We start from the raw sequence: 12,469 nt of genomic DNA, 5'->3' as shown, positions 1-12,469 counted from the left end.
GTCTGGATGATCTCCAGGTTGGGGATGCCGCCACCACGCAGCACGGTGGCCAAGCTGGCCAGCGTGCGCTCGACGGTCGGGAACGACGAACTGCGACTGACCGGAATCGTCGCGCCATTGCGCAGCGGCTCCGGCGACGGGTTGGCCGGTGCGGCCAACTCCACGTGCTGGGTGCCCAGGATCGAACTCTGGCCGATCTTGGCGGTCGCGTTGGCCGGCAGTTTGATACCCGGATCGAGTTTCAGGGTCAGGGTCGGTACCCAGTCCTTGAGTTCGATCTTCTTGACCGTACCGACGAAGACGTCGGCGACCCGAACCCGGCTGTTGGTGTTGAGCGCCAACGTGTCGGGAATCTGGACGTAGATCGTCTCGCTGCCCTTCTCACTGCCCGGGCCGACCGGCAGCGGCAGGTTCGCGATGCCCCTCCATCCGCAGGAGGTCATCACCATCGCGGTGAGGCCCAAAGCGAGACCACGCATGCCGATCGTGCGTACGGACTTCCTCGACGCTGTCACTATCCAGCCCCCGTTTCAGCAGGCAATGCGGGCATCGGCGCACCGGCAGGTGCAGCCGCAGGCGCGGGCGGTCCGATCAGCTGCGATACCGGCAGCGGGCCCGGGATCACATCCGGCCCGGGGGCCGGCGGCGGCGGGGCACCCGGATACCACGGAGGTGGCAGCGGATTGAGTTGGTCATAGGAGTTCTGCGGCGCGCCACCACGCGGGCCACCGACCGGGTACGACGTCGGGTCCGGGCCGCCCATCAGCGCGCTCAGCGAATCCGGGGTCAGCATCGCCTCGGTGAACGGGTTCACCTGCACGCCCTGCATGCCGGGCGCCACGATCCAGCCGGGTTCATGGTTGCCGTGGGAGAACAGGGTGTCCCGCGCCCAGATGCCGGGCACCGTGGTGTCCTTGTAGCCCGGCGGCGGCCGCAGCCTCTCCTCGGAGTAGGCGACGTACGTGGGCAGCGTCGAGGCACCGGTGAACTGGTTCACGCCGAAGAACGGGAAGTTGAACTTGGTCGCGTCCAGGATCGGTGCCAGGTACTGCGCGCACAGTTCCGCAGAGTCCTGGTACCCCAACCGGCTGCCGGCCTGGATGGCCGAGCAGATGAACTGCATCGGGTTGGCCCAGCTCGCCACCGCCGGGATGGCGACGATCGCGCCGTGCGTCGGGTGGTAGATGTTGTTGACGTTGGCCGCCATATTCGGATAGACGTGCAGTGCGGTCTCGATGCCATTGCGGGCTTCCGGCTGCATCAGCGTGTTGGTGACCTCAGCCAGATTGTTGATATCAGTGGCCAGCACCGATCCGTTGTCGTCAACGAACTTCCGCACGGTCTTCATCAGGCTGTCGATATCGCGCACCGCCTTGGCCAACTCCTGATCGGAGTTGTTCAGCGAGGAGGTGAACTGCGCGAGGCTGTTGTTCAACGCCACGAACTGCTTGTCGTTCTGGTGCAACGAATTGACGAACAGCGCCAGGCTCTTGGTGACACCGAAGAAATCCCCGCGGCCATCGTTGAGCGCACCGATCGCATCCGAGAGCGCCCGGAAGGTCGTGTTGATCTGCTTGCCGTTGCCGCTGAGGTTGTTGGCGAGGGAATCGACCAGATCACCCAGCGGACCCTTCGGCTGGGCCGGGGTCGGCCCGAGTTCGGTGACCAACTTGTCGAGCTGCTTTCGGATGTCGTCCCACTCCACCGGAACCTGGGTGCGCTCCAGCGGGATGACCGCGTTGTCGGCCAGCGCCGGTCCACCGCTGTAGGGCGGTGAGAGCTGCAGCACGCGGGAGGCGACCACGGTCGGGTTCAGGATCGACGCGGTCGCATTCGCCGGCACCTTGTACTTGCTGTCGTAGTGCAGGGTGACCTTCATCTTGTCGCCGGCCGGCTCGACGCTGTCGATATTGCCGACCTTGACGCCCATGATCTGCACGCGGTCGCCGGGATAGACGGCCAGCGCGTCGGCGAAGTATGCGACGACCGTGGTGGTGGCCGCCTTCACGTACAGCTTGTAGCCCACGATCGCGGCGATGACGGCGAGGATCACCGCAAGCGCGCCGACGACCGCAGAGGTGCGGGAGACCTTGGCCAGTCCGAGGTTACGAATGGACATCGGTTAAGCCCCTCCCATATCGGTGGGCGCGATGACCGGATCCGGAACCGGAACCGTTCGGGCTCCCGGCGGTCCGGGGGCCAGTGCGGGTCCCGGGGCACCCGGAACAATCGGCCCGGGCAGACCCGGGATAGCTCCCGATGGCACGCCGTGGTTGGGCGTCTCCGCGGCGGGGTTGAACGGCAGGTTCTCGACACCGGCCATCGGTCCGAACTGGCCCAGACCGTACGGCCCCTGATCGAGGTTTCCGCATGGCAGTGGGTTGCTCGGCGACTGGCCGCTGGCTGCAGGCAGGGTGTAGGAGCACGGGTGTCCGGGGGGAACCGCGGGACCGGGGAACTCCGGGGTGCCTTCGAGCACGTTCGGCGCCGCGGGGGGCGCACCGTTGGCCTGGGTCGCCCCGTTGGGATCGGGCAACCGGAAGGCCGGCAGGCCGGCGTTACGCCAGAACTCCTCCGGGTCGATACCGCGCTCCTTGAACGCCGCATCCACGAAGGGCTGCATCATCTGATACGGAACCAGGTTGGCCACCAGAGACTTGAAGAACGGACCCGAGCTGATCGACTCCGCCAGTGCGCCCATGAACTTCGACGCCGTGGTGATCGAGTAGGCCAGGTCATCCTTGTGCTTGACCAGCACATCGCTGATGGTCTCCAGTTGGGTCAGCACGTTGTTGAGGTTCGGATTGTCGTCGATGAATCCGGCGAACTGCATCGAGACCGCCGAGACGTTCTCCAGCAGCACGTCGACCTCACGACTGCGCTGATTGATGGCGGCCAGCAGGTACTGGGCATTGACCAGCAGGCGGTTGATCTGGTCGCTGCGGTTACCCAGCACGCTGGCGACCTTATTGGCCTGCGACAGCAGGTCTTTGAACTGATCATCGCGCTTGCCGATGGTGTCGGAGAAGCGGGCCACACCGTCCAGTGCAGACTTCAGCTCCGGAGTGCTGGCGTCCAGCGTCTGGCTCAGGACGTTCAGCGAACGCTTGACGGTGTCGAGGTCCCAGCCCGCGGTGGTGGTGGTCAAGTCGGAGAAGGCATCGTAGAGCTGGTAGGGCGTGGTGCTCTGATCCAGCGGTAGCACACCGTTGACCGCGAGTGGCTTGTTGCCGCGGGGTTCGATCTCCATCACCCGCTTGCCGAGGATGGTGTCGGTGCGGATGGAAAGCCGGCTGTCGGAGCCGATGCGGTGATCACCAAGGGTGAATCCGACGCGAACCCGGTCGCCCTCGATCTTGAGCGACTTGATCTGTCCGACATCCATACCGCTGATCCGCACCTTGTCACCGGCGGTGGCGCCGGCCGCGTCAGCGAAGTGCGCGTAGTACATCGGCCTGGCGAACAGCATCGGAACACTGGCGAAGCTCTGGCCGACGCCGATCACCATCAACAGGATCAGCAGTCCCAGCAGACCTACCTTGACGCGGTCCGAACCTTGGAGGGTCCTCATTGCGGCGTGCACCTCCCCGTCGGCTGCTTGGTGATCCGTACTTCACGCACCGGACCGCCGGGCTGAAGCCCGTTTACCGTCAGGGTGAGGTCGCACAGGTAGAAGTTGAAGAAGTCGCCATAGATACCGCCGACGCGACCGATCAGGTTGATGGCGGGCGGGTAGTCGCTGAGCAGTTTGTCCAGCTTGGCGGGATTATCGGCGAAGGCCGACTGGATGGTCTCCAGATGCGTGGTGGCCGCCTGCAGATTCGGCCGGTTCTCGCTGAGCAGACTGGCCAGCGTGCCGGACGCGATGCTGAGGTCCCCGATGGCGCCGGCCAGTGGGTCGGCCCGATTCTTCAGTCCGGTGATCAACACCTCGAAGTTGTTGACCGTGGAGTCGAACTCCTCCTGATGCTTGTTCACGGTCGTGAGAACCGTGTTGAGGTTGGTGATCACCTCACCGATCGCCTTATCGCGATCGGCCAGCGTCGACGTGAGCTGCGAGGTCTGGCGCAGGATGTCGGCGATGGTGCCGCCCTGACCCTGGAAGACCGTCACCAGCGATGTGGCGATGTTGTTGACCTTCTCCGGATCGAGCGCTTTGAACAACGGCTTGAACCCGCCGATCAGGGCATCGAGATCGAGGGCCGGCTGGGTACGCGCCACCGGGATGAACCCGCCGGGCGGCATCGTCCGGTCAGTGCCCTCGCCGGTGCCGCGTTCGAGGTTGACGAAACGCTCGCCGATCAGGTTCGCGTAGCGGATCTGCGCGGTCGTGGACTGGTACAGCGGCAGTGACTTGTCCACCTTCATGTCCACGATCACGCGCTGGGAGTTGTCGGTGAGGCGCACATTGGCGACCTTGCCGACCTCCACACCGCCGGCGCGGACGAACTGTCCCGCTTTGAGACCGCTGCCGTTGCTGAACTCGGCGGTGTATGTGTTGTACCGCTCGAACCGCAGCTGGCCGAACACCACGATGAGCAACGCGCTGCACAACAGCAGCACCAATGAGAAGAGGCCGAGTTTGATGGCCGTGTTTTTGATACTCATGGGTTGATCGTGTTCTCCCCCACCTGGCGGCCCCAGACGTACTCAGTGAGAAGCGGCTGACCGAGCTCGAAGTGGTTGTACGGCGCGAGCGAGGAGCCGTCGTCAACAACCAGATGCGGCGCGGGCCAGAAGTTCCGGTCGATGTCCTGCCAGCAGCCCGGGGCACCACCCGGACCGCCACGGCCGTTGATCCGCGGAAGGTTGTCGGGATAGACGTACGGGTTCGGGGCACCGACCAGTTGGGCGCGGTCGGCCAGCGAGTAGCCGTTGCCGCCGAAACCGGCATTGGCAGCCGGCAGCACGTCGGCGTACTTCTTGATCATGCAGTACAGCTCCGGGCTGTAGGTGTCGAGCAGCTTCGTGGTCGGCACCAGGTCCGACATCAGTCGAACGAAATACGGTGCGCCCCTTTCGAATACGTCGGCGCCGGTGTTGCCGAACCCGGCGGCGGCCAGCAGGGTGGCATCGAGGTCACCACGCTGGTTGTTCAGCGTGCGGGCCGTGGTCATCGCGCTGTCGATGGCGTCCCAGAAGTCCGGGCCGGCCGCGGTGTAGACGTCCGCAAGGCCGGAGAGCTTCTGCAGTCCGTATTGCAGGCGAGGAAGCCGCGGGGTGATGTTGTCCAGTGCGACGTTGGTGTTGACCAGGGCCTGACCGAACTTGGTGCCCAGGCCGGTGAGCGCCTCGGCCGTAGCCGACAGGGTGAGATTCAGCTTGACCGGGTCGATCTTCTCGGCGATGCCGGTGACCGTCTCGAACAGGGTGTTGAACTCGGTGGTGACGCTGCGGGCGTCGATGACGTCGGAGCTGCTGATCCGCGTGGAGGTCGGGTTGGCGGGTGAGGACAGCGAGACGTACTTGTTGCCGAAGATCGTCGAGGCCTGGATGTCGCCGTTGACGTTCGCCGGGATGAGCTTGATGAACTTGGGGTCGACCTGCATTACGAGTTTCGCGGCCGGCCTGCCGTCACTCGTCGTCGGCAGCACCGCGGAGACGCGGCCGATCTCCACGCCGTTGTAGGTCACCTTGGACTGCGGATCCATCACCAGGCCGGCCCGGCCCGATACCATCGTCAGCTCGGTCTTGGGTGTCAGCTTGCCGCGGAACTGCAGCATGATGAACGTCGTGATGAGCGCGGCCACGATCAGGAAGATCAGACCGGCCAGCTTGAGCGGCGGGTTGCGTGGCTTGTTCAGGGGAGCAGTCATATCACTACACCGTCAGGTTGAAGTTCGGGTTGGTGCCGTACAGCGCCAACGAAGCGAACAGAACCACGAACTGCACGACCACCAGGGATGCCCGCATGGAGCGACCGACGGCCTCGCCGACGCCCACCGGGCCGCCGCTGGCGTTGTAGCCGAAGTAGCAGTGATTGATCATCACGATGACCGAGATGATGATGACCTCGAGGAATGACCAGAACACGTCATTCGGCCTCAGGAACGTGTGGAAGTAGTGCTCGTAGGTGCCGCTGGACTGTCCGTACAGCAGCGTGGTGGTCAGCTGGGCGGAGGCGAAGGCCATGATCAGTGCCATCGCGTACAGCGGGATGATGACCACGGCGCTGGCCACCAGGCGGGTGGAGACCAGATACGAGATGCTCTTGATGCCCATCACCTCGAGGGCGTCGATCTCCTCCGAGATGCGCATGGCGCCGATTTCGGCGGTGGCGCCGGCGCCGACGGTCGCAGCAAGCGCCTCACCGGTCACCACCGGCGCGGTGAGCCGGACGTTGACCAAGGCGGCCAGGAAGCCGGTGAATGCCTCGACGCCGATATTGCCCAGCGAGGCGAAACCCTGGATGGCGATCAGCGAACCGGCCGAGAGGGTGATGAATCCGACGATGGCGACGGTGCCGCCGACCACGGCCATCGCACCCGCGCCCATGCCGGTCTCGGCGATCAGTCGGACGATTTCCTTGCGGTAGTAGCGCAGCGCGTGCCCGGTCTCCTTGATGGCTTCGACAGCGAACCAGGCGACCTTGCCGGTGCTGTTGAGAGCCCGGCCGGGCATGCCGGCCAGCCTGTCGAGACTGCCCGGGACCGCGGGGAACCGTGAGGGTGTGGCCGTAGTCGCCATCTATCGCCCCGTTCCGAATCGAACGCCGATGGTGGTGAAGATGACGTTGACGGCGAACAGCGCGACAACGCACAGCACCAGGGTCTCGTTCACCGCGATGCCCACGCCCTTCGCGCCACCGCCCACCGTCAGCCCGCGGTAACAGCCCACCAGTCCGGCTATCAACCCGAAGGTCAGGGCTTTGGCGATCGAGATGATCACCTCGGGCAACCCCGTCACCAGGGTCAGGGTCTGTAGGTAGGCGCCGGCCGAAATGTTTTGCAGCCCAACGCCGAAAATGAAACTGCCGACCAGTCCGATGGTGATCACCGCGCCGTTGAGAAGGACGGCGACGAACATCGCGGCCGCCACACGGGGGACCACCAAGCGGTGGATCGGGTCGATGCCGAGGACCTCGAGCGCGTCGATCTCCTCACGAATGGTGCGTGCACCCAGGTCGGCGCAGATGGCCGTCGATCCGGCGCCGGCGACCACCAGCACGGTCACCAGCGGACCCAGCTGGGTCACCGAGGCCAGGGCCGCACCCGCGCCGGAGACATCGGCCGCGCCGAACTCCTGCAGCAGCAGGTTGAAGATGAAGATGATGAGCACGGTCAGCGGAATCGACATGGCGAAGGTCGGCAACAGCGCGACCGTCATCAGGAACCAGCTGTACTGGACGAACTCTTTCCACTGGAACGGCTGGGTCAGGGCCTTGCCGGTGAGCACGCACATCTTGAAGAAGCCGCCCATGGCCTGCATGGGGCCATCGAACCGCTTACGGATGAAACTCGCCGTCGTCACGGGGTCACGCTCTCTGACACACGGCCTCCCTGCCCCGAACGAGTGATGAAGGTCTCCCTACTAGTGGGTAGTAACGGAGACCACAGGAATGTACCCGATGCGAACGGGGCCCTACATCGCAACGGCACTATTGACCTCCGGTCTGCTTCTCGAGGCTGTTTACGCTGAGAAACCGGGTTCTCAGTTCGGTCTTGAGGACCTTGCCGGCCGGGTTGCGGGGAAGCGCATCGACGACCTCCAGCACCTTCGGGTGTTTATAGCGGGCGAGATGCTCGTTGAGGAAGTCTGCGAGATCCTCCAGGCGCAACCCGGCCTGGGACACCGCCGCCACCGCGACCGGGACCTCGCCCCATCTGGCATCGGGGCGGCCGATGACTGCGACCTCGACGATCCCCGGGTGGCCTGCCAGGACGTTCTCCACCTCGGCGCAGTAGATGTTCTCCCCGCCGGAGATGATCATGTCCTTCTTGCGGTCGACGACCCAGACGTAGCCCTCGTCATCCATCCGGACCAGATCGCCGGAATGGAACCAGCCACCGGCGAACGCCTCGGCGGTGGCCTGGGGGTTGTTCCAGTAGCCGGCCATCAGGGTGGGCGCCCGGTAGACGATCTCACCGACCTCGCCGATCGGGACGTCGTTCATATTGTCGTCGACGACGCGGGCGGCCACGGTGGGCACCACCTTGCCGACGGACCCGAGCTTCCGGATGGCGTCCTCGCCGAGCAGCATGCAGGTGACCGGCGACATCTCGGTCTGGCCGAAGGCGGCGACGATACTGCAACCCGGGAAGGTCTCGGCCATCTGGCGCAGCAGGGTGTCCGACGCCGGGGCAGCGCCCCAGGACAGCGTCCGCAGGTGCAGGGCCCGGGGCCGGGCCTGCTGCTCGGCGCAGACCGCCTGCCACTGCGCGGGGACCAGGAAGATGCCGGTGACCTTCTCGGCCTCCAGCACGTCGAGCAGTTCGCCCGGGTTGAACGCACCGAGCGGATAGACGACGAACGGCGATCCGAGGGTGATCGCGGGCAGCACGTTGCCGATGCCGGCGATGTGGAACAGCGGCACCCCGATGAAGCCGACGTCGTTGCTGAGGTCAGGCGGGCGGGTGTAGTTGGCGATCATCACCTCCGCCGCGAGATTGGAGTGGGTGAGCACCGCACCCTTGGGGTGGCCGGTGGTGCCGGAGGTGTACATGATCAGCGACGGGTCGTCGGGCCCGATGTCGACAGGCGGGGCGGCCTCGCCTTCTTCAGCAACGAGATCCTCGTAGCCCAGAACGGAGTCCGACGTCGGTGCATCAGCGACGATCAGGTGCTGCAGCGGAGTGATCTCGTGTACCGCCGCCGCGACCGGCGCCAGCGTCGGCTCGGTGATCAGCACGGCCGCGCCGCAGTTCTGGACCAGGTAGGCCAACTCGGGCGGAGTGAGACGGAAGTTGACCGGAACCGCAATGGCGCCAAGCTGATTGGCCGCCAGACAGGCTTCGACGAACTCCGGCCGGTTGAGCATCAGAATCATCACCCGGTCGCCGGCCGCGACCCCGCGGCGGTGCAGCGCCGAGGCCAGGCGGTCCACTCGGTGTTTGAGTTCGATCCAGGTGATGGTGCGGCCGAGGAAGCGCATCGCGGTCGCGTCCGGCGTCATGAGCGCGTGCCGATGGAGGTGGGTCACCAAGTTCTGTCTGCGTGACAGGTGGGGCTGTTCGGTCGACACGCTGTTCATAACGGTCAGCTTGGCCGAAGAGCGCCGATATTTCAGGGGTTTCCGGCGAGGTGCTCGGCGCGGCCCTTGAGGTTGTTGGCGAGGTGCTCGAGGGCGTCGTTGACGATCTTCTTGACCATCATCGCGGGGACGCCGGGGATGGAAGTCTCGACGTCGAGGTCGACGGTCAGCAGGCTGACCGGACCCATCTCCACCACCGAGAAGAGTTGCTCCTGCTTGCTGAACAGCTCGCCCTGCTGCATGACGGTCTGAATCTGCACCGGGCTCGGGTAGTACACCGCCTGGATGTAGGTGCCGGCGTGTCCCTGGATCTCGGTGTCGAGCCGCAACTGGCTGGGTCGTCCGTCGTTGTAGCGGGCCAGTACATAGACGGCCTTGACCTCGTCGTTCCACTGCGGATAAGCCTCGAAGTCGGCGACGATGGCCAGGATCGTCGCCGCCCGGGCGTCAACCTCCAAGGTCTTGCTCACCAGGGGCATCAGCGGCCGGCCTTGGTGGCCGGCTCACCCAGTGGGGAGTCCACCCGGACCATCTCGTCCCGGATCAGGCCGCGCAGCAGTGCGGTGGAGAACTCCTCGGCGATCTCCGTGGCGGTGCGCCGGCCGTCCGGGCGCAGCCAGCGATAGGCGCCCATGGTCATACCGATGTAGCCCAGCGCCACCACATGCGAGTCGCACTCGAAGAACTCGCCGCTGGCGATGCCCCGATCGATCAGCCCGGCCACGTGCTCGTAGACCTGCGTCTCCTTCTCACGCACCTCGGCGACCTGCTCGTCGGTGAACCACTCGGTGATGTAGGGCTGTTCCTGCCAGTACACCGCTGCACCCTCGGGGTTCTCGGCGATATTGGTGAGTAGCCGAACGGTGTACTGGTAGAGCGCTTCCCGGGCGGTCCAGGACGGGTCATCGTGGACCGCGGCGATGGTGTTCTCGGCGGCCCGGCGGTAGATGTCGAACAGGATCAGCGACTTGCTGGCGTAATAGTGGTAGACCGTCGCCTTGTTCAGCCCCACCACATCGGCGACGTCGTCCATCCGGGTGCCGTGGTACCCGCGGGCGGCGAAAAGCTTGGTGGCGACGGCCAGCAGCTCCTCGCGGCGGCTGGTCCCGTTCTCCGGTGGCATGGCGCCCTCCCTATCAACTGGTTGGATAGTTTAGGCAATGGCGGCGATCGCCTTCGACGTGCGGCCCCGCCGGGTTAGACTCGACCCCGACCGGTGGCTGCAATGGAGGTTTGTGATGGATCCGAATCCCGATTACGACGCGACCGACGAAATCGAGTACTTCTTCAGCTGGCTGCCCTGGGCGCTGCGCGGTACCGACTGGACCCAGACGCCGGCCTATCCCCCGGTCTAATCTCCTCCTGTCACCAGTTCGCCGGGCGGTAGTCCTTGAGAAACACCCCGTAGAGGTCGTCGCCTGCCTCCCCCTGCACGATCGGGTCATACACCCGGGCCGCGCCGTCGACGAGATCCAGCGGCGCGTGGAAGCCTTCCTCGGCCAGCCGGACCTTGGTGAAGTGCGGACGCTCATCAGTTATCCAGCCGGTATCGACGGCCGTCATCAGGATGCCGTCGCTGGAGAACATCTCACCCGCGCTGGTGCGGGTGAGCATGTTGAGCGCAGCCTTGGCCATGTTGGTGTGCGGATGCCCCGGACCCTTGTAGCGGCGGGAGAACACACCCTCCATCGCGGAGACGTTCACGACGTACTTCCGCCGGGCCGGTGACGCGGCCATTGCGGGACGCAGCCGGCTGATGAGAATGAAGGGCGCTGTCGCGTTGGCCAATTGGACCTCGAGCATCTCCAGGGGCTCGACCTCGTGCACATGCTGGGTCCAGCTGTTCACATGATTCTCGTCGGGAACCAGACCACCCGCGTCGATCGCGGTTCCGGCGGCAAGCCGCTCCAGTGAGCTGGATCCGGCGGTCAGCGCGGCTTCGGTCAGCTCGTCTGCGCGCCCGGCGGCGGCCGCCAGGATCGGGTGGCTGGCGACCGATGCCGCCAGCGCCAGTGGGTGGGGATCATTGGTGTGGCCAAAGGTCAGAAGTTCGGGAAGCGGGCCCTCGGGCAGCGGTGCGAGTTCGGCCTCGGCCAGGGGCGCATAGGCCCCCGGCGAGCGGCGCACGGTCTGGGCGGCGTTGTTGATCAGGATGTCCAGCGGCCCGGCCGCCGCAACGGCGTCGGCGAGACCGACCACCTGAGCCGGGTCGCGCAGGTCGATGCCGACCACTCTCAGCCGGTGCAGCCAATCGGCGGAATCCGCCAGACTTGCGAAGCGCCGCACCGCATCTCGCGGAAATCGGGTGGTGATGGTGGTGTGCGCGCCATCGCGAAGCAGGCGCAGAGCGATGTACATACCGATCTTGGCACGACCGCCGGTGAGCAGCGCGCGCTTACCGGTCAGATCAGTGCGGGCCTCACGTTTGGCATGGCTGAACGCCGCGCACTCCGGGCACAGCTGGTGGTAGAAGGCATCGACCTCGGTGTAGTGCTGCTTGCAGATGTAGCAGGCCCGCGACCGGAGCAGGGTGCCGGCGGTCGGTGTGGTGGACGCCGTCGCCAGCGGGATACCGCGGGTCTCATCGTCGATACGATCCGGTGCGCCAGTCGCGGTCGCGGCGACCACCGCGCGGTCGGCCTCGGCGATTTCGTCACGCCTCTCGGCACGACGCGCCTTCTTCACCGACTTGAACATGTGCGCGGTCGCCCGGCGCACCGCGATGAAGTCCGGATGCTTATCGTCGAGTTGGTGCAGTTCGGCCAGAACGGCCAGCGTCACCTGCAATCGTTCGGGATCGATGCCGATCTCCCGGTCAGAGCTCACAACCGAGTCTAACGAGACTAGGCTGGGGGACCTTGTGACTGAGTGGACAACGACTGCGGCCCGGCCCGACCCGATGCGGCTCCGACTGGAGTCCTATCCGATCGTCGATGAGATCGCGGCCAGATTCGGCGATATGGATCTCAACGCGCACCTGAACAATCTGGCGCTGGAAGCGCTGCACGAGAACGCCCGCGCCACCATGAACCGCCGGCTGCTGCCGGGTGCGTACGACGGCGCGGGACGGCGGCTGCGGCTGGTCACCTCGCAGAACGCCGTGCACTTCCTCGCCGAGGCGCACTGGCCTTCGATGATCCAGACCGGCGCCGGCGTCGGCAGTGTCGGGCGCACCTCGTATGTGGCCTCCACCGGGCTGTTCGTCGGCGGAGCCTGTATCGGCGTCTGCGACACGGTGCTGGTGCTTATCGGCGACGACGGCCCGGTGCCACTCCCGGA

At 65.5% G+C, this 12,469-nt stretch carries 13 protein-coding genes; 2 read left to right on the top strand and 11 right to left on the bottom strand.

The window, feature by feature from the left end:
* The 10 genes from ACR2JI_RS17590 to ACR2JI_RS17545 form a co-directional block, all read right to left on the bottom strand.
* Positions 1-479 (bottom strand): MCE family protein (locus ACR2JI_RS17590; RefSeq protein WP_526392317.1); only part of this gene is annotated, 479 nt, incomplete at its 3' end.
* Between the two features lie 35 nt (positions 480-514).
* Complete coding sequence (locus tag ACR2JI_RS17585) at positions 515-2,119, bottom strand: virulence factor Mce family protein (protein ID WP_526392315.1); 1,605 nt, start codon at positions 2,117-2,119, stop codon at positions 515-517.
* A 3-nt stretch (positions 2,120-2,122) separates the two neighbouring features.
* Positions 2,123-3,571 carry an MCE family protein gene (locus tag ACR2JI_RS17580; RefSeq protein WP_526392313.1) on the bottom strand — a complete coding sequence of 483 codons (1,449 nt, stop codon included), beginning with the start codon at positions 3,569-3,571 and terminating at the stop codon, positions 2,123-2,125.
* Positions 3,568-4,608 carry an MCE family protein gene (locus tag ACR2JI_RS17575; protein WP_526392311.1) on the bottom strand — a complete coding sequence of 347 codons (1,041 nt, stop codon included), beginning with the start codon at positions 4,606-4,608 and terminating at the stop codon, positions 3,568-3,570. The genes ACR2JI_RS17580 and ACR2JI_RS17575 overlap by 4 nt, the downstream gene beginning before the upstream one ends.
* On the bottom strand, positions 4,605-5,816 hold the full coding sequence (locus ACR2JI_RS17570; protein WP_526392309.1) for an MCE family protein: 1,212 nt from the start codon (positions 5,814-5,816) through the stop codon (positions 4,605-4,607). Before ACR2JI_RS17570 ends, ACR2JI_RS17575 begins: the two co-directional genes overlap by 4 nt.
* Before the next feature lie 4 nt (positions 5,817-5,820).
* On the bottom strand, positions 5,821-6,687 hold the full coding sequence (locus ACR2JI_RS17565; protein ID WP_526392307.1) for an MlaE family ABC transporter permease: 867 nt from the start codon (positions 6,685-6,687) through the stop codon (positions 5,821-5,823).
* Complete coding sequence (locus ACR2JI_RS17560; RefSeq protein WP_526392321.1) at positions 6,688-7,428, bottom strand: MlaE family ABC transporter permease; 741 nt, start codon at positions 7,426-7,428, stop codon at positions 6,688-6,690.
* A gap of 169 nt (positions 7,429-7,597) precedes the next feature.
* Positions 7,598-9,190 carry a fatty-acid--CoA ligase FadD5 gene (gene fadD5, locus ACR2JI_RS17555; RefSeq protein WP_526392305.1) on the bottom strand — a complete coding sequence of 531 codons (1,593 nt, stop codon included), beginning with the start codon at positions 9,188-9,190 and terminating at the stop codon, positions 7,598-7,600.
* Between the two features lie 32 nt (positions 9,191-9,222).
* Positions 9,223-9,669, bottom strand: coding sequence for an SRPBCC family protein (locus tag ACR2JI_RS17550; protein ID WP_526392303.1), 447 nt, complete (start codon positions 9,667-9,669; stop codon positions 9,223-9,225).
* Positions 9,669-10,313, bottom strand: a complete 645-nt coding sequence (locus tag ACR2JI_RS17545) for a TetR/AcrR family transcriptional regulator (protein WP_526392301.1) — start codon at positions 10,311-10,313, stop codon at positions 9,669-9,671. The genes ACR2JI_RS17550 and ACR2JI_RS17545 overlap by 1 nt, the downstream gene beginning before the upstream one ends.
* A gap of 115 nt (positions 10,314-10,428) precedes the next feature.
* On the opposite strand from ACR2JI_RS17545, the gene ACR2JI_RS17540 reads away from it, so the two are divergent.
* Complete coding sequence (locus ACR2JI_RS17540) at positions 10,429-10,545, top strand: hypothetical protein (protein ID WP_526392319.1); 117 nt, start codon at positions 10,429-10,431, stop codon at positions 10,543-10,545.
* 10 nt (positions 10,546-10,555) lie between these two features.
* On the opposite strand, the gene ACR2JI_RS17535 is transcribed toward ACR2JI_RS17540, so the two are convergent.
* On the bottom strand, positions 10,556-12,016 hold the full coding sequence (locus ACR2JI_RS17535; RefSeq protein ID WP_526392299.1) for an SDR family NAD(P)-dependent oxidoreductase: 1,461 nt from the start codon (positions 12,014-12,016) through the stop codon (positions 10,556-10,558).
* A 34-nt stretch (positions 12,017-12,050) separates the two neighbouring features.
* Between ACR2JI_RS17535 and ACR2JI_RS17530 the strand changes: the two genes are divergently transcribed.
* On the top strand, positions 12,051-12,469 hold a 419-nt coding region (locus tag ACR2JI_RS17530; protein WP_526392297.1), incomplete at its 3' end, for an acyl-CoA thioesterase.

It is taken from the genome of Mycobacterium sp., assembly GCF_051006775.1.
Taxonomy (GTDB): Bacteria; Actinomycetota; Actinomycetes; order Mycobacteriales; family Mycobacteriaceae; genus Mycobacterium.
Note: the sequence above shows the minus strand (reverse complement) of the source record. Positions and strands in the feature narration are given on the sequence as shown.

Coding starts and splice junctions, on each gene's coding strand:
- ACR2JI_RS17585 (WP_526392315.1), bottom strand. CDS start 2,119: ATGTCCATTCGTAACCTCGGACTGGCCAAGGTCTCCCGCACCTCTGCG.
- ACR2JI_RS17580 (WP_526392313.1), bottom strand. CDS start 3,571: ATGAGGACCCTCCAAGGTTCGGACCGCGTCAAGGTAGGTCTGCTGGGA.
- ACR2JI_RS17575 (WP_526392311.1), bottom strand. CDS start 4,608: ATGAGTATCAAAAACACGGCCATCAAACTCGGCCTCTTCTCATTGGTG.
- ACR2JI_RS17570 (WP_526392309.1), bottom strand. CDS start 5,816: ATGACTGCTCCCCTGAACAAGCCACGCAACCCGCCGCTCAAGCTGGCC.
- ACR2JI_RS17565 (WP_526392307.1), bottom strand. CDS start 6,687: ATGGCGACTACGGCCACACCCTCACGGTTCCCCGCGGTCCCGGGCAGT.
- ACR2JI_RS17560 (WP_526392321.1), bottom strand. CDS start 7,428: ATGCAGGCCATGGGCGGCTTCTTCAAGATGTGCGTGCTCACCGGCAAG.
- fadD5 (WP_526392305.1), bottom strand. CDS start 9,190: ATGAACAGCGTGTCGACCGAACAGCCCCACCTGTCACGCAGACAGAAC.
- ACR2JI_RS17550 (WP_526392303.1), bottom strand. CDS start 9,669: ATGCCCCTGGTGAGCAAGACCTTGGAGGTTGACGCCCGGGCGGCGACG.
- ACR2JI_RS17545 (WP_526392301.1), bottom strand. CDS start 10,313: ATGCCACCGGAGAACGGGACCAGCCGCCGCGAGGAGCTGCTGGCCGTC.
- ACR2JI_RS17540 (WP_526392319.1), top strand. CDS start 10,429: ATGGATCCGAATCCCGATTACGACGCGACCGACGAAATCGAGTACTTC.